Genomic DNA, 24,863 nt, shown 5'->3' on the forward strand with positions numbered 1-24,863 from the left:
TAATGTACCTTTTTGTGGGACTTAGCTATTGTTAGACAGAAAAATATTATTTTTTCTCTTCTTGCTCTAATAATTCAAGAATTCTTTCTAAATCATCCTCTGTTATAAATTCAATTTCAATTTTTCCTTTTCTCTTTCCTTTTTTTATAGAAACAGATGTCCCGAAATAAGAACGTAATTCTTCTTCTTTCGATTTGATAAATATGGAGGTATTGTCAGACGTTTTAACTTCTTTTTGTTTTGTTTCACGTGAAACATTATTTATTTGTTGAACTAATTCTTCCGTTTGACGGACATTTAAAGATTGTTTTTCGATTTTATATAATACTTCACTAGCCTTCGTTTTATCATTTAACCCTAAAAGCGTTCTGCCGTGCCCCATTGAAATTGTTTTATTTGCAAGTTTATGCTGGACATCTTTAGGAAGCTGCATTAAACGTAGATGATTCGCAATGTGAGGTCTGCTTTTTCCTAGTCTCTTCGATAATTCCTCTTGTGTAACCCCTAAATATTTCATTAACTTCTCATAAGCTCTAGCTTCTTCTAATGGGTTTAAATTTTCTCTTTGCAAATTTTCAATGAGAGCTACTTCCATCATTTTTTCGTCTGAGAATTCTTTTTCTACAGCTGGCACCGTCTTTAACCCTGCTGCACGAGCCGCTCTATACCTTCGTTCGCCGGCTACTATTTCGTACCCTTTAATACTTTTTCGGACAATAAGCGGTTGAAGTACCCCATGCTCTTCAATCGATTCTTTTAGCTCTGAGATTGCTTCTTCAGTGAAAGATTGTCGAGGCTGATAAGGGTTAGGACGCAAATCCTTTATTTTTACGTCTTTAACAACGTTATCTTGTCCCTTCGTTTCGTCAGGAAAAAAAGCATTTAATCCTCTGCCAAGTCCTTTACCCACCGGCCACCACTTCCTTTGCTAGATCTAAATATACTTCTGCTCCTCTTGATTTTACGTCATACAAAATAATCGGGAGTCCGTGACTAGGTGCTTCTCCTAAACGTACATTTCTTGGAATAATAGTATTAAACACTTTTTCTCTGAAGTATTTCTTCACTTCCTCAATCACTTGCAAACCTAAGTTGGTGCGTGCATCTAGCATTGTCAACACTACTCCTTCAATAGCAAGGTCTGTATTCAAGTGCTTCTGTACTAAACGAACGGTGTTTAGAAGTTGACTTAATCCTTCGAGGGCGTAGTATTCACATTGGACAGGAATTAACACAGAGTCTGAAGCTGTTAATGCGTTTATCGTCAATAAACCAAGCGACGGGGGACAATCTATAATCATATAATCATACTCCCCATCTACTTCACTCAGTGCTTTTTTTAAGCGAATTTCCCTGGAAATAGTCGGCACTAATTCTATTTCTGCTCCTGAGAGTTGAATAGTAGATGGAACAACATGCAAGTTTTCTACACTTGATTGTTTGATGACTTGATTAATTTTTGCATCCTCTACTAAAAGGTTATAAACACATTCATCAACATCCCCTTTTTCAATACCTGCACCGCTCGTTGCATTACCTTGCGGATCAATATCTACGAGAAGTACTTTTTTTCCTATGTATGCCAGGCATGCACTTATGTTTACGGCAGTTGTAGTCTTCCCTACTCCGCCTTTTTGGTTTGCGATAGCAACTACTTTTGCCATCGGGACACCTACTTTCCTTTCTAGCTGCTTATCTTTTTCACTTGATAATTTCATTAGCGTCAAGAAAATAATTATTTTTATTCATTGTCTTTTATTTTATCATGTTTTCTGAATAATTTCGCAAAGGTTTTTTCGACAACTTTTCCGGTTTATTTTTGAAAAAGTTCGATCAAAAATGGACGTGAAGTTCATAGCGTGATTTTAGTAAAAAATAATCTACCATTTACTTTGGTAGATTATTTCTTCGGGATTCGTATCGTAAATTGATAATATTCCTCGTTTTCTTCTTCATCCGTCTCAATATTCATTCCGCTTTTAGTCACCATATCTACTGATTGCCTTATGGTATTCATTGCAAGACGTGTATCTTTGGAATAATGTTTCCTAGTTGGTTTTTTCTTTTTAGGTTTTTGTTCTTTTCCTTGAAAGTTTTTTATTAGCTCTTCTGTTTGTTTAACATTTAATTCATTATTAATAATTTCTTTTAATATTTTTTCTTGTTTTTCTGCATCCTTAATAGGCAGGAGTGCCCGAGCATGTCTTTCGGTTATTTCTCTTTCTTTCAATGCGTTTTGGACGTTATCCGTTAGATGCAGAAGCCTTAGTTTATTTGCAACAGTAGACTGGCCTTTACCGAGGCGCTGTGCCAGACTTTCCTGTGTTAATCCGTGTAAATCCAGAAGCTTGGCGTATGCAGCAGCTTCTTCAATAGCAGTTAATTCTTCTCGTTGGAGATTTTCAATAAGAGCAACAGAAGCCGTCTGCGTATCATTAAAATCTTTAATTATTGCGGGAATCTCTTCCATGCCAATGCTTATTGCTGCACGCCACCGACGTTCTCCTGCTATTATTTCATAACGGCTTTCCCGCTGTCGTACAGTTATTGGCTGTAACAACCCATGAGTGCGAATCGATTGTGCAAGCTCCGCAATCTTTTCCTCTTGAAAAATCGTACGCGGCTGAAATGGATTGGCAATAATATTATCAACAGGAAGGTATTTCACTTCCTCTTGCGGACGTTCTTCTTGTTCCACTTTTTCTTCCTTGCCATCATCTTGGTCTCCAAGGCCAAACCACTTTTGAAGCGATTGCTTCATTGCCTGACACCACCTTACTAGAAACTACAATGTATCATTTTCGCCGCTGCCGTGCGAAAACCCTTCTTTTAACCTTCGACCTTTTCTGCATATATATTTTACCATGCTTGAATCCTTTGTCTACCATGTTAAGTGGCAGACATAACTTTAAACTAGCGGTTTTTTTGATGGCGTTCCAGGTTTTCGCGGATAAGTTTTAGGGGTAGAATCAATTTTTTCCATCCGAAGAATATATCTCTCGCTCTTTTCATTTGGAAGTTGTAACGAATAGGAATCCAGCCATTTTCCGCCAAGTGTCCGGCATGCTTTACCAGCTTCTTCTTTTTCCTCTAATCCAGTTGATCCTTTCATAGCCAAAAGTGTGCCGCCTCTTCTTACAAATGGGAGACAAAGTTCTGTTAGTACAGACATCCTCGCTACTGCACGAGCAATCGCGACGTCATACTTTTCACGGTGTGCAGGATTGTGTGCTAATTCTTCGGCACGTCCATGCAATAAATCAACATTTTGCAGTTGTAGTTCGCCTGCAAGTTGTTCGAGAAATCTCGTTCTTTTTTGCAGTGAATCGACAATAACGACTTTAAGGTGAGGGAAGCATATTTTTATTGGTATACTCGGAAAACCAGCACCTGCGCCAATGTCCACCATACCATTTACGTTATGGAAATTATGGGAGAATACAGCAGTTAATGAGTCATAAAAATGTTTTTCGTATACTTCATCTTCTTCTGTAATCCCGGTCAAATTCATCTTTTGGTTCCAATCTACCAGCATACGGTAATATACTTCAAATTGTTTCTCCTGCTTCTCTGTCAGTTGTATTCCTTCTTTTTGCAGCCAGCTTCCAAATTGATGCTTACTCATTAAAATAAGCCACCTTTACCTGTTAAAGTATAAAAGTCTCCATATTTCCCTTAGATTGTTGAAATTTTTATGTAAGATAAATAACTCCAGCGCCAACCCAAACTTTAAAGTAAATAGGGGCGCTGGAGCTGCTATTACGCTTCAGCTGTTTTTGCCAATCTTCCCTGCTCCAAATATACAAGTAAAATCGAGATGTCAGATGGATTCACACCTGAAACTCTAGAAGCCTGACCTACCGAAATAGGACGAACTTCAGCAAGTTTTTGCCTTGCTTCTGTTGCAATTCCAGAGATTTGTTCGTAATCCAGGTTTTCTGGAATTTTCTTTTTCTCCATCTTTTTCATACGCTCTACTTGTTCTAATTGTTTCGTGATATATCCTTCATATTTTGTCTGAATTTCTACCTGTTCAGCGACATCTGGAGAAACATTTTCTTCTCCTGAAGCAAACGGAATAATATCTTCATATCCAAGTTCCGGACGTTTAAGCAAATGAGCAGCTGATACTGCTTCCTTCATTGGTGAAGACTGTTTTTCTTCAAGTAATTGCTGCAATTCGTCACTTGGTTTAACAATCGTTTTTTCCAATCTAGCTTTTTCTTTTGCAATCGATTCTTTTTTATTGTTGAAGCGTTCATAACGCTCTTTTGGAATTAGACCAATATGATAACCAATATCCGTTAGACGAAGATCAGCATTATCATGACGCAATAGCAGACGATATTCTGCTCTTGATGTTAACAAACGATACGGTTCATTTGTTCCTTTTGTAACCAAGTCATCAATCAAGACGCCAATGTAAGCATCTGAACGATCTAGAATAACTTCATCTTTACCTTGCGCTTTGCAAGCTGCATTTATTCCTGCCATAATGCCTTGGCCGGCTGCTTCTTCATATCCGGAAGTGCCATTAATCTGTCCTGCTGTAAACAAATTTTCTACTTTTTTCGTTTCAAGAGTCGGCCAGAGCTGTGTCGGCACAATGGCATCATACTCAATTGCATACCCTGGACGCATCATTCTAACGTTTTCAAGCCCAGGAATTGTTTTTAACATTTTAAATTGTACATCCTCAGGTAAGCTGGTTGAAAGTCCTTGTACATATACTTCAGACGTATTTCTTCCTTCTGGCTCGAGGAAGATTTGATGCTTTGGTTTATCATGAAAACGAACTATTTTATCCTCAATCGAAGGACAATAGCGTGGTCCTGTGCCTTCAATCATACCACTATACATCGGGGAGCGTGTAAGATTTTCGTTAATAATAGAATGTGTTGTTTCGCCTGTATACGTTAACCAGCAAGGCAGCTGATCCGTAATATATTTTGTCGTTTCATAGGAAAAGGCACGCGGTTTGTCGTCTCCAGGTTGAATTTCTGTTTTATCATAATCAATACTGCTTCCATTTACACGAGGAGGGGTTCCTGTTTTAAATCTCACCATCTCAAAACCTAGCGATTTTAAACTATGAGAAAGGTTGACAGATGGCTGCATATTATTCGGTCCGCTTTCATAAGCTAAATCACCGAGAATAATTTTACCGCGCAAATACGTTCCTGTTGTAACGATAACCGTTTTCGCATAATAAGAGGCACCAGTATTGGTAATGACTCCCTTACAAACTCCATCTTCAACAATAAGTTCTTCTACAAGACCTTGCCGAAGAAGAAGGTTTTCTTCCTCTTCCAATGTTTTTTTCATTTCATGTTGATATAAAAATTTATCGGCCTGAGCACGTAATGCCCGCACAGCCGGACCTTTTCCTGTATTAAGCATTCTCATTTGAATATGAGTTTTATCTATATTTTTTGCCATTTCACCGCCTAGCGCATCAATTTCGCGCACGACAATACCTTTAGCCGGTCCGCCAACGGAAGGGTTACATGGCATAAACGCTACGGCGTCCAAGTTCAGTGTAAGCATTAAGGTCATTGAACCCATTCTAGCAGCAGCAAGACCAGCTTCTACCCCTGCATGGCCTGCACCGATAACAATGACATCAAATTCGCCGCCTTCATAATGCATTCTTATTACCTCCTTTTAAATTTTATATATTCTTATTTTCCTAAACAAAACTGTGAAAACAGCTGGTCGATAAGGCTGTCATGAACATTATCTCCTACAATTTCACCTAACTGTTCCCACGCTCTCGTAATATCTATCTGCACCATGTCTACCGGAACTTCCATATCTGCCGCTTCTAATGCTTCATCAATCGACCTTTTTGCTTGATTTAACAATCCAATATGGCGAGCATTTGAAATATAACTTAAATCCGCCGTTTCAACCCCTTCTTCAAAGAACATTTTTGAAATAGCTTGTTCTAACTCTTCAATTCCTTCATCTTTTAATAAGGAAGCAGCAATAATCGGCCTGCCAGATGCTAATTCTCGAACTTTGTCTTCATCGATTTTTTTATCGAGATCTGTTTTATTCATAATAACGACTGCATTTAAACCTTGAATCGCTTGAAAGAGAGCTTTGTCTTCTTCTGTCAGATCTTCTGCGCTGTTAATTACTAATAAAATAAGATCTGCTTCCGTCAAAACTTGCCTGGAACGCTCGACCCCAATTTTTTCAACAATATCCTCAGTCTCGCGAATACCAGCTGTATCAATAAGTCGAAGGGGCACACCGCGCACATTGACATACTCTTCTAGTACATCACGTGTAGTACCGGGTACATCCGTAACGATCGCTTTATTTTCATGGACCAGGCTGTTCATTAAAGACGACTTACCAACGTTTGGACGCCCTATAATGGCAGTGGCAAGCCCTTCACGTAATATTTTGCCTTGTTTGGCCGTTGCCAGAAGCTGATCTATTTCGTCACGTACTTCTACAGCGTGTGCCTTCAACCTTTCAAGAGTGACAGATTCTGCGTCATACTCTGGATAATCTATATTGACTTCAACATTTGCCACGGTTTCAAGGAGCTTCTGACGAAGACGTCTCACTTTATCAGATAAGCGTCCATTTACTTGTTTTAAGGCAACATTCATAGCACGATCCGTCTTGGCGCGGATAAGATCCATGACTCCCTCTGCTTGAGATAGGTCAATACGGCCATTTAAAAACGCACGCTTTGTGAATTCGCCTGGTTCAGCTAATCTTGCTCCATGACTAAGAACCAAATCCAGCACTTTATTTACAGATACTAGTCCGCCATGACAGTTTATTTCTACGACATCTTCTCTTGTGAATGTCTTAGGGGCCCGAAGGACGGATACCATCACTTCTTCTACTGCTTCCTCGATTTCAGGGTCAAAGAGATGCCCATAATGAATAGTGTGAGTCTGTGCTTCTATTAATCGACTCTTTCCTTTATATAATTTATCTGCAATTGCCAAGGCATCCTCTCCGCTTAATCGTACGATAGCGATAGCTCCTTCTCCTGATGGTGTCGAAATGGCAGCAATCGTATCAAATTCCATCCTTCTTCACCTCCTTTAATTTTATACTTTAGGAATAGTTAACTTTGATAAAGGATCAAAGTATAAGCAAATCTACGTCTTCCGCCATTTAGACTTGGCGGCAAGCCAAGGTTTTCTAATCGTTTAACAGTATACGAAAACCACTTTTTTCCTTGAATGCGGCTCTATGCATTCTAGCTTAATACTATATATTTAACAGTATGAACAATATTGGAATAATTTTATAATACAAAGGGATCTAATATATCCCCAACTTAATAGAATACCATATCGCAGCCATTTGAAAAAGACAAATAGTATCCACATGTGGATAACTTATTTTATAGCTTTTTGTCGCTTTTATCAACAGGCAGAAGAAAAAAGAAGTACTTTAGAAAAGGAAACTCTCCGCGTAGCCGTGACAGGTTTTGCAAAACATAGGATGTGTGATTTTGAGCCCGTTGTTTTTTCGTATTTAATAAAGTTCTATACTTTCTTAATTAAAAAAATGGGCTTACCGGCAAATCCAAATGCGAAAGGTCTTGGTATTTTTTATATCTTATTCCTTTAGCAATTTTAAAAAGAATAAAAAAAGCATTCGCTACTGGTATTAACCAGATGGCGAATGCTTTTATACATGTTATATCAGTAAAATTCGGGAAAATAATGTAACTAAGAAAGAGGAGTTATTACTACATGCCGACGAGGTTCTTTACCATCTGAGTGAGTCTCCACTCCTTCTTTTTCTTGAAGAGCAGCGTGAATGATTTTCCGCTCTCTGGCATTCATTGGTTCGAGTACTACTTTTTCACCAGTTCTAAAAGCTTTTGCAGCCAGACGTTCCGCAAGCTGCTCCAGTGCTTCCTGTCTTCGTTCTCTGTAGTTTTCTGCGTCTAATACAATTCGCGCATACCGATCAGAATGTCGATTTGCTACCAAATTTACTAGATATTGAAGAGAATCCAATGTTTTTCCGCGCTTTCCAATCATGACTCCAAGATCTTCTCCTATTAGTGAAAGTTCCGTTTCCCGGCCGCGCTTTTTCACTTCCACATCTACATTTACTTGCATATCTTGGATAACTTTTTGTAGAAACTGTATCGATTCATCAATCGGGTCGGGTTTTAACCACGCTTCTAATACTGCTGGTTTCGTCCCGATAAAACCTAAAAAGCCTTTAGAAGGTTCCTCAATTACTTTATAATCAATTTCATCTTTATTAGCTGCTTCAAGCTGCTCTAAAGCCTCATTTAATGCTTCCTCTATTGTTTTTCCCGAAACTTTTACTGTTTTCACTTTTTCTTCGCTCCCCCCGCTTTAGCTTCTGCTTTTTCATCTGCTCGTTTTCTTGCCCCAGGTCCAGTAATAAAGTAGGTTTGAGCAATCATAAACAAGTTACCAATTACCCAATACAAGGCCAGGGCAGAAGGGAAAAAGAAAGCAAATCCTGTAATCATAAAGGGCATCATATACATGAGAATTTTCATTTGGGGATTATCTGTAACCATCATCATTTTTTGTTGAATAAACGTGGTCACCCCGGCAATTAAAGGAAGAATATAATCCGGCTGCCCTAATTCAAACCATAAGAAAACGTGTCCTTCTATTTCCCTTGTCCGCATGATTGCATGATAAAAAGCAATTAATATCGGCATTTGTATGAATATAGGAAAACATCCGGCTAACGGATTAATACTTTGTTCCTGGAATAGCTTCATTGTTTCCTGCTGCAGTTTTTGCTGGGTTTGCTGATCCTTTGCACTGTACTTTTCTCTTAACTTCTGCATTTCCGGCTGAAGTTCCTGCATAGCACGGGCACTTTTTGTCTGTTTAATCATTAATGGCAAAATGATAATTCGCAATATTATAGTAACAACAACAATAGAAAGTCCATAATTTTCCCCAGCTGATTCTGCTACTTTGACAATCAACCAGTGAAGAGGATAAACAAAAAACGAATTCCAAATTCCTTCACTATCCTCAGTTATTGGGTCGTCAATATCTAGACAGCCCGTCAATAACGTCATTAGAAAAATCAGCATTACTGTCAGACCTATTTTCTTGTACACAAGAGTTTCCTCCTTGGCAATATTAGCAACCGAAAAAAGCGCATGATAGCGCTGACATTGGTTACACAAATTTTACTTTAACCACATTACATTTTATCGGAGAATAGACAAGAAATAAAGAAAACAATTGTAATTCTGCATAAGATAAGAGCGTTGAAAAAGTCCAAGCGTTGATGTTTTTACTTTTTATATGGTTTATTAATTACGCCAGCTACACCCATCACGTGCCGTAGACTTTTTTTAATTTCTTCATAGGACATATCAATAACTGGTTTTCTTGCAATAATAATATAGTCTTTTTCCTCTTTTAATTGATCTCCTATTTCTCTCAACGCTTCTCTTAAAAGTCGTTTAATTCGATTTCTTGTTACAGCATTCCCCATCTTCTTACTAACAGTCAACCCCGCTCTAAAATGAGGCTGGTCCTCTTTATTTAGCACATAAACGACAAATTGACGGTTCGCAAATGAGGTGCCTTTTTCAAAAACACGACTGAATTCGTGGTTTTTTTTAATTCTATACCCCTTTTTCAATCTTCTTGCCCCTCCGTTATCAAAAAATCTTTTATGTAAACCGCTCTAATAGTGGAAAAAAGACCACTGTAAAATCAGTGGTCTTAAGCGGATAATACTTTTCTTCCTTTACGGCGGCGGTTCTTAAGAACATGACGACCGTTTTTTGTACTCATACGAGCGCGAAAGCCATGGACTTTTTTACGCTTACGATTATTAGGCTTAAAAGTTGGTTTACCCATTTTATTTTTGCACCTCCCTGAGGACATTCAACTATTTATGACATTCCCGTAAATTATATAGATGTTTACTTCTTATTGTCAAGGTTCCGTTTAAAAATGAAATTATTACTCCGAGTTTCACTTTAAGTCATAATTCTCCTCTAATACACTTGTGGATAAATATAAACCCCCGAACAGTCATTTTTCGACAAGATTATCTACAACTTACACACATAATATAGTGGTGTGGAAAAAACTGATACACAAGTTATTGATTATGTGGATAACCTGTCCAAATGCCGTTGTCACTAGATTTTATTTTTGGTATGATGTATTTGTTTTTATTCTGGATAACTAATTATCACTCATCGCTTTTCCACAGCTGTTAATAACTATGTGGATAATTTTCCACACCCTTTGGACTGGTTTATCCACACGTTTGTTAATAATGTGCATACTCCGTAATTCTACTATATTATAAATAATTAGATAGTTATGCAGGATGCTGGGGATAAGTATGGAGTGTTCCCCTCTTAATTTCCTAACAGTGTAAAACATTTACTTAACCCGTAAATAGCTCATGAAGGCTTCCTTCTTCCCATCTAGAAAGAATTGGAGGCCTTTCTTGCCCTTTTAAGAGAAATAGGGGATCACAAATATAAAGAAAAGGAGGGTGCCGTTTATGGAGAATATTAAAGATTTATGGGATCAAACGTTAGAAGTTATTAGAAAAAAAGTTAGTAAACCTAGCTTTGAAACGTGGTTAAAGTCAACAAAAGCTTCAGAACTTCACGAAGATACCATAATCATTACAGCTCCTAATGAGTTTGCAAGAGATTGGCTGGAAAACCGTTATTCCAGTCTAATTTCAGATACATTGCAAGATATTACCGGAGCTGAGCTGCAAGTGAAATTTATTATCCCTGACACTGGAGAAGAAAACGACATTTCGATAGAGCAAGAAGTTAAAAAAATGCCAGCTGGATCTGATCCTCAAACAGATGAAATTCCAAAAAGCATGCTAAATGATAAATATACTTTTAATACGTTTGTTATTGGTTCAGGAAACCGTTTTGCTCATGCAGCATCGCTTGCTGTTGCAGAAGCACCAGCTAAAGCATATAACCCTCTATTCATTTATGGAGGGGTTGGACTAGGAAAGACCCATTTAATGCACGCTATCGGACATTATGTAATTGATCATAACCCTGAAGCCCGTGTCGTTTACCTATCTTCAGAGAAATTTACGAATGAATTCATTAATTCTATTAGAGATAATAAAGCTGTAAATTTTCGAAATAAATATCGCAGTGTTGATGTGCTTTTGATAGATGATATTCAATTTTTAGCTGGAAAAGAACAAACACAAGAAGAATTTTTCCACACATTTAATGCTCTCCACGAAGAAAGTAAGCAGATTGTCATCTCAAGCGACAGACCGCCAAAAGAAATACCAACATTAGAAGATAGACTGCGTTCTCGTTTTGAATGGGGATTAATTACAGATATTACTCCTCCAGATTTAGAAACAAGGATTGCTATATTACGGAAAAAAGCAAAAGCAGAAAAACTTGATATCCCAAATGAAGTGATGCTTTATATTGCAAATCAAATCGATACGAACATCAGGGAGCTAGAAGGAGCATTAATCAGGGTAGTAGCTTATTCGTCTCTTATTAATCAAGATATGAACGCTGACCTTGCCGCTGAAGCGTTAAAAGATATTATTCCTAGTTCCAAACCAAAAAAAATTACCATCCCTGATATTCAGGAAACAGTGGCAGAGCAATTCACCATTCAAGTTCAAGAACTAAAAGCAAAAAAACGCACCAAGACGATTGCTTTTCCTCGTCAGATCGCAATGTATTTATCAAGAGAAATGACAGAATCATCTTTGCCAAAAATTGGTGAAGAATTTGGCGGGCGCGATCATACCACTGTTATTCATGCTCATGAAAAAATATCAAAATTGCTGCAGGCTGATACCGAGCTGCAAAAAAGTCTACAGGAAATTATCGACAAGTTAAAAACATGATGTGTAAAAATACCACTAATTATACACAGTTTATCCACATGTTAATAAGTCTGCTGAACAGCAGATATTGTCAATTATCCACATAGTGCACAACCTCTATTACTATTACGACTATTATTTATTAATTATATATAAAGGGAGATGTAGTATGCATTTTGTCATTCAGCGTGAACATTTTGTTCATAGTGTACAGCACGTTAATAAAGCTGTATCTTCCAGAACAACCATTCCAATCCTTACAGGAATAAAAATAGAAGCTGCATCAGAAGGAGTGACACTGACAGGAAGTGACTCCGATATATCTATTGAATCGTTTATCCCGTCTGCTGATGAAGAAAGAGAATACGTAGAAATAAAAAAAGAGGGCAGTATTGTTTTACAAGCTCGATTTTTTGTTGATATTGTTAAAAAACTTCCTGGCAATGAAATCGAAATCATTGTCCAAGATCAATTTGCCACCACATTGCGTTCTGGCAGTGTTGTATTTAATTTAAATGGATTAGACCCAGAAGAATATCCACATCTTCCTAAGCTAGATGAAAATCGAACGTTCAGTCTGCCGCAAAATTTATTAAAAGATATGATTAAACAAACGGTATTTGCGGTGTCCACTCAGGAAACACGTCCAGTGTTGACAGGTGTAAACCTTGAGGGAGAAAACGGACAACTAACCTGTACTGCAACAGACAGTCATCGTTTAGCTATGCGAAAAGCTTTCATGGAAACGAACTCGGCAGATCTGGAACTTTCTAATATAGTGATTCCTGGAAAAAGTTTAAATGAATTAAGCAAAATTTTAGAAGACACAGATGAACTGGTAGAGGTTGTTGTGACAGACAGCCAGGTACTGTTTAAATTTAAATACTTGCTTTTCTTTTCCAGACTGCTAGATGGAAAATATCCAGTAACTAAAAATATGATTCCAGAGCAATCTAAAACACAAATGGAAATCCCTGCAAAAGAGTTGCTGCAATCTCTTGAAAGAGCATTGCTCCTTTCAAAAGAAGCGAAAAACAATGTCATTAACCTGAAAACATTAGAGGGAGAAGTGTTAGAAATCACGTCGATTTCATCAGAGGTAGGAAAAGTAACCGAAAAAATAAATTGCCGCAGTCTAGAAGGTGAAGAATTACGTATATCTTTTAACGGTAAAAACATTATAGACGCATTAAAAGTTATCGACAGCGAAATGGTTCACATTATGTTCACCGGTGCTATGAGTCCGTTTATTCTTCGTCCGACAGATCACGACCAAATGCTTCACTTGTTTTCACCCGTCCGCACCTATTAAACCTAAGCAGTCCCTGGGAATTCCTGGGGACTTTCTTACTCTTCTTAACAGGAATTTGATGGTACTTCACGTTTTCTTCTTTGTTCCTATTGGCGTTAGGCTTATATTTTAGTAAAATATATAATGTATTCATGTGTCGTTCGAATGGTATTATTTATTTTTAAAATGAGGAACGGAAATGAGCGTCGATGTAGTAAGCAAGCACAGGAGGGATAACATGAGTCAATCAATTGAGATAGAAACGGAGTATATTACATTAGGACAGTTTCTAAAAGAAGCAGGTGTTATTGATACTGGCGGTATGGCGAAATGGTTTTTGTCAGAGTATGAAGTCCTTGTAAATCAAGAAGTGGAACAACGGCGAGGAAAAAAGCTATACAGCGGTGATGAAATCAAAGTTGAAGGAGCCGGCACTTTCGTGGTTTCTTCCACTCAAAAGTAAGAGGGATTTTCTTGCATATTAATTCACTCTACCTTAAACAATTTCGCAATTACAGTCATATTGAACTAAATGCAGAGAACAAAGTAAATGTCATTCTTGGAGAAAATGCTCAAGGCAAAACAAATCTAATGGAAGCTATCTATGTGCTTGCTTTTGCTAAATCACATCGAACGTCCAAAGATAAAGAATTAATACAGTGGAATGAAGATTTTGCTCGTTTAGAAGCAGATATTTCCCGTAAAAATAGTTCTCTATCCTTAGAAGTCATTGTTTCTTCTAGAGGGAAAAAAACAAAGGTTAACGAACTGGAACAAAGAAAATTGAGCGAATTTGTTGGTTCTTGTAACGTGGTAATGTTTGCTCCTGAGGATCTAAGTCTTGTGAAAGGCGGACCGCGTATGCGGCGCCGCTTTATTGACATGGAATTAGGTCAGATTAGCACTGTATACCTTCATGACCTTACCATTTACCAGCGTATCTTAAAACAAAGAAATCAGCTGCTTAAAAGTATGTTTCCTGTTCCGGACCAAGAACAGGAAGTTATGCTCGATGTTTTGACAGATCAACTGTCTCAAGCTGCAGCTAAAGTGATAAAAAAAAGATTCTCTTTTCTGGAAATGCTCCAAACATGGGCTAAAGATATCCATTCACAAATTACAAGGGAAAAAGAAAACCTCATTCTCACGTATGTTCCTGCTGCACAGGTATCAGAAGACATGGATTTGTCGAAGATAGAAGAGAGAGTTAAATATAAATTAAAAGAGGATAAACAAAATGAAATTCGTCGAGGAATGACATTGAGCGGGCCTCATAGAGACGAATTATCACTTTTGATTAACAATAAAGAAGTGCAGACTTTTGGTTCTCAAGGACAACAGCGAACAGCAGCGCTATCTTTGAAACTTGCAGAGATCGAATTAATAAACGATAACATCGGGGAATACCCGATTTTATTATTGGATGACGTACTTTCTGAATTAGATCATTATAGACAGTCTCATTTGTTAAACACTATACAAGGGAAAGTCCAAACATTTGTAACTACGACCAGCGTAGATGGAATAGAACACGAAACATTAAAACAAGCCTCCACATTTTATGCAGAGGCAGGAACAGTGAAACAAATGAAATAATGAAATGAGGTGGAATCGATGTTTATTCATTTAGGCGGAGATACGGTTATACGGTCTAAAGACGTCGTAGCTATTCTAGATCAAGATACACATGACTCTTCAAGTATCACGAAACAATTTCTATCTTCGCATAAAAACCGGGATGTAATAGAAATTTCAAAAGAGCTTACAAAGTCCGTAGTTGTGACGATCGACAGAGTATATTTATCTCCCATTTCTTCTTTAACATTAAGACGTCGTGCTCAAGTGGTTTCAGAGTTTGACGATTATAGTGAAGATGTTGGGGAAAGTTCTCAGTCTTAACATGCTTTAAGATATTATGAATGAAGAAAATGAAATCTTGGTTTCTGCTCTTTTAGAAAAACTTTGCTTGCCGCTATGTTAAAGGAAACCGCTAAAAACGCCACGTCCTGTCGCAACGGCGGCATTAGTACGTCCCTGTATGTTGGAAGCCTTAGTCTTTACTTGTACTTTATTCTAGAAAGACAGCATCTATGGATTGGCCAAGGTACCTGTACTTTTAAAATGCAGATTCGGCGAAATGTCTAAGTCTTTCCAATACTGATAGGAAATTATTAAATATAATCTGTAAAAAATACAAGACAAACTACTTTCGCCTGATGACTCGGCGAAACGTCAGTTTGCCTAATAGTTTTGTTTATGTTCAAACGAACATGTATGGAAGTGAAGGTGAATAGAATTGTCAATAGAACAGCATTCATACGATGAAAGCCAAATCCAAGTACTTGAAGGTTTAGAAGCAGTGCGCAAGAGACCGGGAATGTATATCGGTTCAACAAGCGGACGGGGCCTTCATCACTTGGTTTGGGAAATCGTAGACAATAGCATTGACGAGGCCATGGGCGGTTATTGCGATCATATTTATATAACGGTTGAAAAAGATAACAGCATTACGGTTCAAGATAATGGCCGCGGTATCCCTGTCGGTATGCATGAGAAAATGGGAAGACCAGCTTTAGAGGTTATAATGACCGTATTACATGCTGGCGGTAAATTTGGCGGCGGAGGTTATAAAGTTTCCGGTGGTCTTCATGGTGTAGGGGCTTCTGTAGTAAACGCTCTATCACAAATGTTAGAAGTAGAAGTGCATAGGGATGGAGAAGTATACTATCAGAATTTTAAACGAGGAGTACCTCAACAAGATCTCCAGGTTATCGGAAAAACAGAGAAACACGGAACAAAGATTCATTTCAAACCAGACACCGAGATTTTTAAGGAAACAGGTGAATTTGATTACGATACACTTGCCACTCGTCTAAGAGAACTTGCTTTCTTAAATAAGGGATTACACATCGTATTTGAAGATAAACGTGATGAAGAAGTAGAGCCAGTCAAATATTATTACGAAGGCGGTATTGCTTCTTTTGTTGAGTATTTGAATCGTCAAAAAGAAGCTCTTCACGAGCCGCCGATATTTATTGAAAGTGAAAAAGACGAAATTCAAGTAGAAATAGCGGTGCAGTACAATTCCAGTTATACGAGCAATATATACTCCTTTGCTAATAATATTAATACGCATGAAGGCGGAACCCATGAATCTGGTTTCAAGACCGGATTAACACGTGCTATTAATGATTACGCTAGAAAGCATAATTTATTCAAAGAAAATGATCCTAATTTAGTTGGGGATGACGTGCGTGAAGGATTAACCGCTATTATTTCTGTGAAAATTCCGGATCCGCAATTTGAGGGTCAGACTAAAACGAAACTTGGAAATAGTGAAGCAAGAACAATAACAGACTCTTTATTCAGTGAAAACTTTTCAAGGTTTTTAGCAGAAAACCCTGATACGGCTAAAAATATTGTTGAAAAAGGTCTTATGGCTTCACGAGCAAGAGAAGCGGCAAAAAAAGCAAGAGAACTTACTCGCCGGAAAAATGCATTAGAAGTCAGTTCGCTGCCAGGGAAGCTAGCTGATTGTTCTTCAAGAGATGCTTCTATTAGTGAAATATATATTGTGGAGGGAGATTCTGCTGGAGGATCTGCTAAACAGGGAAGAGACCGGCACTTCCAAGCTATACTGCCGCTTAGAGGAAAAATTATCAACGTCGAAAAAGCAAGGTTGGATAAGATTCTCGCTAACAACGAAATTCGTTCCATCATTACCGCTTTAGGATCGGGTATTGGAGATGAATTTGATATAGCTAAAGCAAGGTACCATAAAATTATTATTATGACCGATGCAGATGTGGACGGGGCTCATATCCGCACATTGATTTTAACCTTCTTCTATCGGTATATGCGTCCATTGATCGAAAAAGGATATATTTATATTGCCCAGCCTCCTTTATATAAAATTCAGCAAGGCAAGTCGGTGCGTTATGCGTATGTAGAAAAGGATCTAGAAAAGGTTCTCGCAGAACTTCCTTCTCAGCCAAAACCCGGCTACCAGCGATATAAAGGGCTTGGAGAAATGAACCCTTCGCAGCTTTGGGAAACAACGATGAACCCGGAGACACGATCTGTCCTGCAGGTGACACTTGAAGATGCGATGAAAGCTGATGAGATCTTTGAAACGTTAATGGGAGACCGTGTAGAACCACGAAGAGATTTTATTCAAGAGAATGCTCACTACGTAAAGAATTTAGATGTTTAAGCAAGCAGGCGCCTGTAATAGCCATTCAGGGCGCTTGTCCTTTGCTTAAGAAGTATTGAAATGTAGATTACAGCGCGAGCCCCCGGTCGTTTAGAGGCCGAAAAGCGTACGGTTAATGATCAGCATCGAATGTTATTTTTAGGGCGCTTGCGCTTTTCTAATCAGATAAGAAAGTATAAAATTTTGCGCTTTGATGTCTAGCTTCAGCGCCCAGCCTCTCGGGGTTAAATAACCTCCAGTCATTAAAGGCAAAGAGCGCCTTTATTGCCTGGAGAACATTTACCTGTCGAGGCTGACAAGGGCGCGTGCGCTTTTCTTATCACAGCTCCAAAATTTTGGGAGGTTGCAGGAATGGCAGAGAACGAATCAAGAGTAACAGAAATAAATATTGGCCAGGAAATGCGGACATCTTTTTTAGACTATGCTATGAGTGTTATTGTCAGCCGTGCACTTCCGGATGTAAGAGATGGCCTTAAACCCGTCCACCGCCGCATATTATATGCGATGAATGAACTAGGTATGACACCGGATAAGCCATACCGAAAATCTGCTCGTATCGTCGGTGACGTGATTGGTAAGTATCACCCGCATGGTGATTCTGCCGTGTATGAAACGATGGTCAGAATGGCACAAGATTTTAGTTATCGTAACATGTTAGTGGATGGTCACGGAAATTTTGGTTCAGTTGATGGTGATGCAGCTGCAGCAATGCGTTATACTGAAGCGAAATTGGCCAAAATTTCCATGGAAATGGTACGTGACATTAATAAAGATACGATTGACTATCAAGACAACTATGACGGAAATGAAAAAGAACCGATTGTCCTTCCAGCCAGGTTTCCAAATTTACTTGTTAATGGTGCAGCAGGGATTGCTGTTGGGATGGCTACTAATATTCCCCCGCACCAGCTTGGTGAAGTTATTGATGGAGTGCTGGCACTCAGTAAAAATCCTGATATTACTGTACCTGAATTAATGGAATATATACCTGGACCTGATTTTCCAACCGGTGCTTCCATTCTTGGACGCTCTGGTATTAAAAAGGCGTACCAAACAGGCAGAGGCTCGATTATTATTCGAGCAAACGCTTATATTGACGAACAAAAGAGCGGTAAGCAATCGATTATTGTGGATGAATTACCGTACCAAGTCAATAAAGCGCGATTAATAGAAAAAATTGCTGAACTAGTAAGAGATAAAAAAATTGAAGGTATCACGGATTTGCGTGATGAATCGGACAGAAATGGAATGCGGATCGTTATTGAAGTCCGAAAAGACGCCAATGCAAATGTATTGTTGAATAATTTGTATAAGCAAACGGCCCTTCAAACAAGCTTCGGAATTAATATGCTTGCATTAGTAGACGGCCGTCCGCAAGTATTGAACCTAAAAGAGTGTTTGAGTTACTATCTTGAACACCAAAAAGAGGTAATTAAGCGCCGTACTGCTTTTGAATTAAGAAAAGCAGAAGCAAGAGCCCATATTTTAGAAGGTTTGCGAGTAGCTTTAGATCACTTGGATGAAGTAATTGAACTAATCCGCAGCTCGGAAACGACAGACATTGCACGAAACGGATTAATGGAGAAATTTTCTCTCAGTCACGATCAGGCCCAGGCTATTTTAGACATGCGTCTGCAGCGTTTGACAGGTTTAGAGAGAGATAAAATTGAACAAGAATACAAAGATCTTTTGGAAAAAATTAAAGAATTAAAAGCTATTTTAGCAAGTGAAGAACGTGTGCTCGAAATTATTCGAGATGAAATAGCTGACTTAAGAGAAAGGTTCAATGACGAACGCAGAACTGTCATTACCGCAGGGGAAAACCAAATTGAAGATGAGGACTTAATTCCTCGTCAAAATGTTGTTATTACAATTTCTCATTATGGTTATTTAAAACGTATGCCTATTGATACGTATCGCAGTCAAAGACGCGGCGGCCGCGGTATCCAAGGGATGGGAACAAACGACGATGATTTTGTCGAACATTTATTTACAACAAGTTCTCATCAAACGATTCTCTTTTTCACTAATAAGGGGAAAGTGTATCGGTTGAAAGGTTATGAAATTCCTGAATTAAAACGAACAGCTAAAGGGATTCCGATTATTAATCTCTTACAAATAGATAAAGATGAAGAAATTAGTACAGTGATTCCGGTTGAAGAGTACTCAGATGAAGCATATCTATTTTTCTTAACCAAAAAAGGGATCGCTAAACGGACGGCACTGTCTGCTTTTTCGAACATCCGCAAAGGCGGTTTATTTGCAATCAATGTCAGAGAGAACGATGAACTTCACGGTGTCCGTTTGACAAGGGGGAATGAAAACCTCATTATCGGGACAAAACTCGGTATGGCTATCCATTTTAATGAAAAAGACGTAAGGTTCATGGGGCGTACGGCGACTGGTGTTAAAGCTATTTCCTTAGTTCAAGATGATGAAGTAGTTGGCATGGATATTTCTTCTGAAGATAAAGACGTATTAATGGTTACAAACAAAGGGTATGGAAAACGAACTCCGATCGATGAATTTAAGATACAAAATCGTGGCGGAAAAGGTCTTAAAGCATGTAATTTGACAGAACGTAACGGTGATCTTGTTTCCATGAGATGTATATCAGAAGATCATGATATTATGGTTATGACTATTCATGGTGTTTTAATACGTATGGAAACCCAAGAAATTTCTCGACTTGGCCGTTATGCCCAAGGAGTAAAATTAATCCGTCTTGCTGATGGCGAAGAAGTCTCTACCGTGGCACCAGTTGAAACTCCCGAAGAAGAACCAACCGAACCAAGCGAAACAAACAGTCAAGAAACATTAAAAAATCAAACAGAAGAAGAATCGACTACTTCTTCTACAGATGAAACCAGTAATTCTAACGAATAAGAACAACCTTCGGCTCATAGCCGAGGGTTTTTTACGTTTTTAATAAAAGTTATTGGTTAAGCAAAACGACAGTATTTAACACAAATGAAGTTAAAATATCTTTCTAACACGACAAGAAAGATGTACTTTTTTTTAAACAAAGAAAGATTTAAAAAGAGAAGGAACTTTTTCACCAGCAATGGTTAAATATGTTTTAATCATGGGGAAATCCTCTGAAAACTGCTGTGAAATCACCTCTCCCCACCATTCTCCTTCATACCTGCAAATCATGCTTAAGTTATATAACAGTAAGTAATGTATACATAACTCAGGTAGATAGCAGTATTTAGATGGAAATGACGGTGGCAGGTAGAATTGATCATTGTGCTTTAAAAGAAGAGATTTTTGATCATTATTGATTGATTTCACTTTAAAAGTAATAGATGAATCACTTACGTTAGTGACGTGTTCGGTGGGTATGTTTATGTTTTCAAGCGCTTTAGAAAAGGATTCAACATCTTCTCTTTGAATTTGTTTGCTTGTTTGTATAGTGAAAAATGAATCTTGTACATACACTTCATACAAATCCTCTGTTCCCCTCACTTTAAAATAGAGGGAGGCCATACCTTCAATGAGCAAAAGCAATTCCTTCATTTTCCATTTTTCTCCTGGTGAATGTTCCACGTGAAACAGATAATTTGAAAAATGAGGGAAAAACCCTCTTTTTTGAATTTTGATTTCATCATCCATAAAGGTATACCCTTTCCTTTTTCTTTTTCTTGCCGTAACTCCATGCGCTAATACTTCAACAGATGCAGGGTAACAAGGATCTTCTATTAAAACAAGGCCTTTTAACAGGTGAGTAAGTCCATAAAAAAGAAGAAGAGGTTTTATCAATAAAGAAGAATTGATACCTTCCATCCAATAATTTCTTCCAATCAGCCATTCATAATGAAAAACAGAGGTATTTTGGTAACTCCAAGTATAGGCTTCCTCTTTAAAAGCAGGCCGAAGCTGATAGCTATGTAATAGCCAGCGGCGCAGTACTTCTTGTGATTCGAAAGGAGAGTAATAAGAAAAAAAATCTGTATGCATGGTTGTTTTAAATCCTCCTTTTATTGGCAAGTCTCTCCTTCCCAAGTATTTTTGTATTACAACATTCAAAGGATTGTTGGTTGCGTTTTCATTACTGTTATGATAATTGTTATGTTCCTTAATAAGCATTTTTGAATCTCATCATATTCCCTTCAGTTAATTTTTCGGAATGTTTAAACTTATTTCTTTTACTCGTGCCATCCCAAAAAAAATGATAAGATATTAGAAAATATCAGGAATAAAGACACACTAATTGTTTAAATTAAAAATCTTAAATAGTTATCATTTATTTTAGTTTGAACAACAGATGAGTTATTTATGACGGGTGGTTTTCTAGAAAAAAGCGCTTAGTCACGTACACCTATTCTGTCTAAGAAAACATAAAAGAAAGGATGAAATAACTGTGAGAGAAGACAAGTTTACTAAAGAAGGCTTGACGTTTGATGATGTACTGTTGGTTCCGGACCGTTCAGATATTCACCCGCGTGACGTATCAGTGAAAACCTCTCTTTCTGAGAAATTAAATTTGAATATCCCTATTATTAGTGCCGGGATGGATACCGTTACAGAAGCTTCATTAGCTATCGCGATTGCTCGAGAAGGTGGATTGGGTATTATTCATAAAAATATGTCTATTGAAGAGCAAGCTGAGATGGTAGATCAGGTAAAACGTTCGGAAAGCGGTGTAATTACAGATCCTTTCTTTTTAACACCAGAACGGCAAGTATTTGATGCAGAACATTTAATGGGTAAATACCGTATTTCAGGGGTACCTATTGTCAATGAAGATCAAAAACTAGTTGGTATTTTGACAAATCGAGACTTGCGTTTTATTGAAGATTATTCCATTAAAATAGAAGATGTCATGACAAGTTCCAATCTTGTCACAGCACCTGTTGGCACCACTTTAGAGGAAGCAGAAAAAATTCTTCAGGAACACAAAATAGAGAAACTTCCTCTTGTAGAAAAAGACCAAACGTTAAAAGGTCTTATTACTATTAAAGATATTGAAAAAGTTATTGAATTTCCTCATTCCGCAAAAGATGACCAAGGCCGTTTATTAGCAGGGGCAGCTGTCGGTGTAACGAATGACGCGTTAAAGCGTGTGGAAGCTCTAGTTACCGCAGAAGTTGATGTTATTGTCATTGATACAGCACACGGTCATTCGCAAGGCGTTTTAAATAAAGTGAAAGAAATTAGAGAAGCATATCCCAGCTTAACCATTATTGCAGGAAACGTAGCCACTGCAGAAGGAACGCAAGACCTTATTGAAGCAGGTGTTGATGTGGTGAAAGTTGGAATCGGTCCTGGTTCCATTTGTACTACACGTGTTGTAGCAGGCGTAGGAGTGCCGCAGATCACTGCTGTGTATGATTGCGCTCGTGAAGCGAGTAAATATGATACGCCAATCATCGCGGACGGCGGTATTAAATACTCTGGAGATATTGTTAAAGCATTGGCAGCGGGAGGCCATGCAGTGATGCTTGGCAGTATACTGGCTGGTGTAACGGAAAGCCCGGGGGAAACAGAAATTTATCAAGGCAGACAGTTTAAAGTGTATCGCGGCATGGGTTCTATGGGAGCGATGGAACAAGGGAGCAAAGATCGCTATTTCCAAGAGAATAATCAAAAATTAGTGCCTGAAGGTATTGAAGGGAGAATCCCTTATAAAGGGCCATTGTCTGATACCTTGCACCAATTAATTGGAGGTATCCGCGCGGGTATGGGTTACTGCGGAACTGAAACCCTAAATGATCTCAGAGAGAATGCTCGTTTTACCCGCATTACCAATGCTGGTTTAAGGGAAAGTCACCCCCACGATGTTCAAATAACTAAGGAAGCTCCTAACTATAACTTATAAGACCTGCCTATAATTAGTTGCTGCCTCAAAAAGATATTTCTGAATAACGAAATTGTTGTCTTTCTTAAAGAGAGAAAACTCCTCAGAAATATCTTCTTTTGAGGCAGTTTTTTTCTTTTCCCGGGAAATATTGGCGTAAGCAGGAAATAGGTCTCATGTCTATCTATTTTTTTACTTTTACCTATGATAAAATATCGTTTGTGCAAGAAGACCGTGGGGGTGCAAGATTTTGAAAAGAATGAATTGGATAAAAAAAAGTGTTATTTTTTCTGTATGTATAAGTATTCTATTTGATTCAGGGCATACAGTTTCAGCTGCAGAGCCTGAATTAGAAGCAGATTCAGCTATTTTAGTAGAAGCAGAAACTGGAAAAATTGTTTATCAAAACGATATAGATTTGGTTTTGCCGCCAGCGAGTATGACTAAAATTATGTCAGAGTATTTAGTACATGAAGCGGTTAATAATGGAGAAATTTCTTGGGATGAAGAAGTTGACATCAGCGATAAAGTACGGCAGCTGTCACTGGATACGGCACTTTCTAACGTTCCTTTGCGGCAGGATGAAACATATACAGTCCAAGAGTTATATGAAGCAATGGCCATTTATTCTGCGAATGGGGCTACGGTAGCTTTAGCTGAACACATTGCCGGTTCAGAAAGCAATTTTGTAAATACGATGAATGAAAAAGCAGAAGAATTAGATTTAGAAGAATATGAGTTCGTTAATTCAACTGGACTTAATAATAGATCAATGAACGGAGCTCATCCAGACGGGACAGAAGCTGATGCTGAAAATATGCTGTCTGCAAGAGCTACCGCCATCCTTACGTACCATTTATTAAATGATTACCCAGAAGTGCTGGACACGGTAAGTATTGTGGAAAAAACATTTAAAGAAGGTACAGAAGATTACATAGAAATGCAAAATTGGAATTGGATGCTTCCAGAGGGGCCGATGCCATACGAAGGTGTAGACGGGTTAAAAACTGGTTTTACTGACCTGGCTGGTAACGCTTTTACTGGAACGGCTGAAAGAAATGGACTTCGCTTTATATCTGTAGTGATGCGAACCGAATCAAGAGAAGCACGTTTTGAAGAAACGGCTAAATTACTTGATTATGGTTTTGATGATTTCACGTTTGAAGAGGTTGTGGCAGAAGGAGACCAGTTTGAAGAACAAGAAACAGTTCCTGTTACAAAAGGAAAAGAAGATGAAGTTACCGTGTCTGCAGGTGAATCTTTGTCTGTTTTAGTTGAAGAGGGAGAAACAGAAAACGTGAATACTGTAGTGTCATTAGATGAAGAATTACTCAATGAAGAGGGGCAGTTAGAAGCACCCATTGAGTCTGGGACAGTTATTGGCACTGTTACGGTGGAGGAAGAAGGAAATAATTACTTGAAAGATAACATGGCAGACAACAACCAAGTACCATTAGTCGCTGAAGAAGATGTTGAAAAAGCAGGATGGATAGCATTGACCTTTCGCGGTATTGGCAGTTTTTTTGGAAGTGTGTGGAGTAATGCAGCCAGTTTTGTCAGAGGTTTATTTTAATAATAAAGATTGGGTGACAGAATAACAGCAAAAACCGGAAAGAAGAGGATAGTACTTTATTCTCTGAAAAGGTAGTGTTACAATAATTATCATAATAAAATCGAATCTGTATGCTTGTGATTTATTGGTAAAC

At 38.1% G+C, this 24,863-nt stretch carries 20 protein-coding genes; 9 read left to right on the plus strand and 11 right to left on the minus strand.

The window, feature by feature from the left end; all coding sequences use genetic code 11:
• Window positions 1–46: 46 nt before the first annotated feature.
• The 10 genes from CEF16_RS15940 to rpmH all read right to left on the minus strand — a co-directional run bounded on the left by CEF16_RS15940 (window position 47) and on the right by rpmH (window position 9,860).
• Complete coding sequence (locus CEF16_RS15940) at window positions 47–910, minus strand: ParB/RepB/Spo0J family partition protein (RefSeq protein WP_091586354.1); 864 nt, start codon at window positions 908–910, stop codon at window positions 47–49.
• The gene (locus tag CEF16_RS15945; RefSeq protein ID WP_091586352.1) at window positions 903–1,664 is read right to left on the minus strand and encodes a ParA family protein; all 762 of its coding nucleotides are present in this window, start codon (window positions 1,662–1,664) and stop codon (window positions 903–905) included. The genes CEF16_RS15940 and CEF16_RS15945 overlap by 8 nt, the downstream gene beginning before the upstream one ends.
• Window positions 1,665–1,900: 236 nt before the next feature.
• The gene (noc, locus tag CEF16_RS15950; protein ID WP_091586350.1) at window positions 1,901–2,761 is read right to left on the minus strand and encodes a nucleoid occlusion protein; all 861 of its coding nucleotides are present in this window, start codon (window positions 2,759–2,761) and stop codon (window positions 1,901–1,903) included.
• A 147-nt stretch (window positions 2,762–2,908) separates the two neighbouring features.
• A complete protein-coding gene (gene rsmG / locus CEF16_RS15955) occupies window positions 2,909–3,625 on the minus strand; it encodes a 16S rRNA (guanine(527)-N(7))-methyltransferase RsmG (protein ID WP_091586348.1) in 717 nt (238 codons plus the stop codon).
• A 134-nt stretch (window positions 3,626–3,759) separates the two neighbouring features.
• A complete protein-coding gene (mnmG, locus tag CEF16_RS15960) occupies window positions 3,760–5,649 on the minus strand; it encodes a tRNA uridine-5-carboxymethylaminomethyl(34) synthesis enzyme MnmG (protein ID WP_091586347.1) in 1,890 nt (629 codons plus the stop codon).
• A gap of 32 nt (window positions 5,650–5,681) precedes the next feature.
• Window positions 5,682–7,058 (minus strand): tRNA uridine-5-carboxymethylaminomethyl(34) synthesis GTPase MnmE, encoded by a 1,377-nt coding sequence (gene mnmE, locus CEF16_RS15965; RefSeq protein WP_091586345.1) that lies wholly within the window; start codon window positions 7,056–7,058, stop codon window positions 5,682–5,684.
• A gap of 651 nt (window positions 7,059–7,709) precedes the next feature.
• Window positions 7,710–8,333, minus strand: coding sequence for an RNA-binding cell elongation regulator Jag/EloR (jag, locus tag CEF16_RS15975; RefSeq protein WP_091586341.1), 624 nt, complete (start codon window positions 8,331–8,333; stop codon window positions 7,710–7,712).
• Entirely contained in the window at window positions 8,330–9,106 is a 777-nt protein-coding gene (gene spoIIIJ, locus CEF16_RS15980) for a YidC family membrane integrase SpoIIIJ (RefSeq protein WP_091586339.1), read from the minus strand. The genes jag and spoIIIJ overlap by 4 nt, the downstream gene beginning before the upstream one ends.
• Window positions 9,107–9,285: 179 nt before the next feature.
• Window positions 9,286–9,639: a ribonuclease P protein component gene (gene rnpA, locus CEF16_RS15985; protein WP_091586338.1), complete on the minus strand. Its 354-nt coding sequence runs from the start codon at window positions 9,637–9,639 to the stop codon at window positions 9,286–9,288.
• 83 nt (window positions 9,640–9,722) lie between these two features.
• Window positions 9,723–9,860: a 50S ribosomal protein L34 gene (rpmH, locus tag CEF16_RS15990; RefSeq protein ID WP_091586336.1), complete on the minus strand. Its 138-nt coding sequence runs from the start codon at window positions 9,858–9,860 to the stop codon at window positions 9,723–9,725.
• Window positions 9,861–10,521: 661 nt separating this feature from the next.
• Here rpmH and dnaA point away from each other — a divergent pair.
• From dnaA to gyrA, 7 genes are all read left to right on the plus strand, one after another.
• Window positions 10,522–11,874: a chromosomal replication initiator protein DnaA gene (dnaA, locus tag CEF16_RS15995; RefSeq protein ID WP_091586334.1), complete on the plus strand. Its 1,353-nt coding sequence runs from the start codon at window positions 10,522–10,524 to the stop codon at window positions 11,872–11,874.
• A gap of 148 nt (window positions 11,875–12,022) precedes the next feature.
• Window positions 12,023–13,165 (plus strand): DNA polymerase III subunit beta, encoded by a 1,143-nt coding sequence (dnaN, locus tag CEF16_RS16000; RefSeq protein WP_091586332.1) that lies wholly within the window; start codon window positions 12,023–12,025, stop codon window positions 13,163–13,165.
• A gap of 217 nt (window positions 13,166–13,382) precedes the next feature.
• The gene (gene yaaA, locus CEF16_RS16005) at window positions 13,383–13,607 is read left to right on the plus strand and encodes a S4 domain-containing protein YaaA (RefSeq protein WP_091586330.1); all 225 of its coding nucleotides are present in this window, start codon (window positions 13,383–13,385) and stop codon (window positions 13,605–13,607) included.
• An 11-nt stretch (window positions 13,608–13,618) separates the two neighbouring features.
• Window positions 13,619–14,740, plus strand: coding sequence for a DNA replication/repair protein RecF (gene recF, locus CEF16_RS16010; RefSeq protein ID WP_091586328.1), 1,122 nt, complete (start codon window positions 13,619–13,621; stop codon window positions 14,738–14,740).
• Between the two features lie 18 nt (window positions 14,741–14,758).
• Window positions 14,759–15,043: an extracellular matrix regulator RemB gene (remB, locus tag CEF16_RS16015; protein WP_091586326.1), complete on the plus strand. Its 285-nt coding sequence runs from the start codon at window positions 14,759–14,761 to the stop codon at window positions 15,041–15,043.
• A gap of 397 nt (window positions 15,044–15,440) precedes the next feature.
• A complete protein-coding gene (gyrB, locus tag CEF16_RS16020) occupies window positions 15,441–17,357 on the plus strand; it encodes a DNA topoisomerase (ATP-hydrolyzing) subunit B (protein ID WP_091586324.1) in 1,917 nt (638 codons plus the stop codon).
• Window positions 17,358–17,708: 351 nt separating this feature from the next.
• Entirely contained in the window at window positions 17,709–20,243 is a 2,535-nt protein-coding gene (gyrA, locus tag CEF16_RS16025) for a DNA gyrase subunit A (protein ID WP_091586681.1), read from the plus strand.
• Window positions 20,244–20,375: 132 nt separating this feature from the next.
• On the opposite strand, the gene CEF16_RS16030 is transcribed toward gyrA, so the two are convergent.
• Window positions 20,376–21,317 carry a YaaC family protein gene (locus CEF16_RS16030; protein ID WP_170032004.1) on the minus strand — a complete coding sequence of 314 codons (942 nt, stop codon included), beginning with the start codon at window positions 21,315–21,317 and terminating at the stop codon, window positions 20,376–20,378.
• Between the two features lie 403 nt (window positions 21,318–21,720).
• Here CEF16_RS16030 and guaB point away from each other — a divergent pair, with 403 nt between their 5' ends.
• Both guaB and CEF16_RS16040 read left to right on the plus strand, forming a co-directional pair.
• Window positions 21,721–23,178, plus strand: a complete 1,458-nt coding sequence (guaB, locus tag CEF16_RS16035; RefSeq protein WP_091586320.1) for an IMP dehydrogenase — start codon at window positions 21,721–21,723, stop codon at window positions 23,176–23,178.
• A 238-nt stretch (window positions 23,179–23,416) separates the two neighbouring features.
• Complete coding sequence (locus tag CEF16_RS16040; RefSeq protein WP_091586679.1) at window positions 23,417–24,730, plus strand: D-alanyl-D-alanine carboxypeptidase family protein; 1,314 nt, start codon at window positions 23,417–23,419, stop codon at window positions 24,728–24,730.
• Window positions 24,731–24,863 lie beyond the last annotated feature (133 nt).

Origin of the sequence: Alteribacillus bidgolensis, from assembly GCF_002886255.1 — a bacterium.
GTDB classification, from domain to species: domain Bacteria; phylum Bacillota; class Bacilli; order Bacillales; family Marinococcaceae; genus Alteribacillus; species Alteribacillus bidgolensis.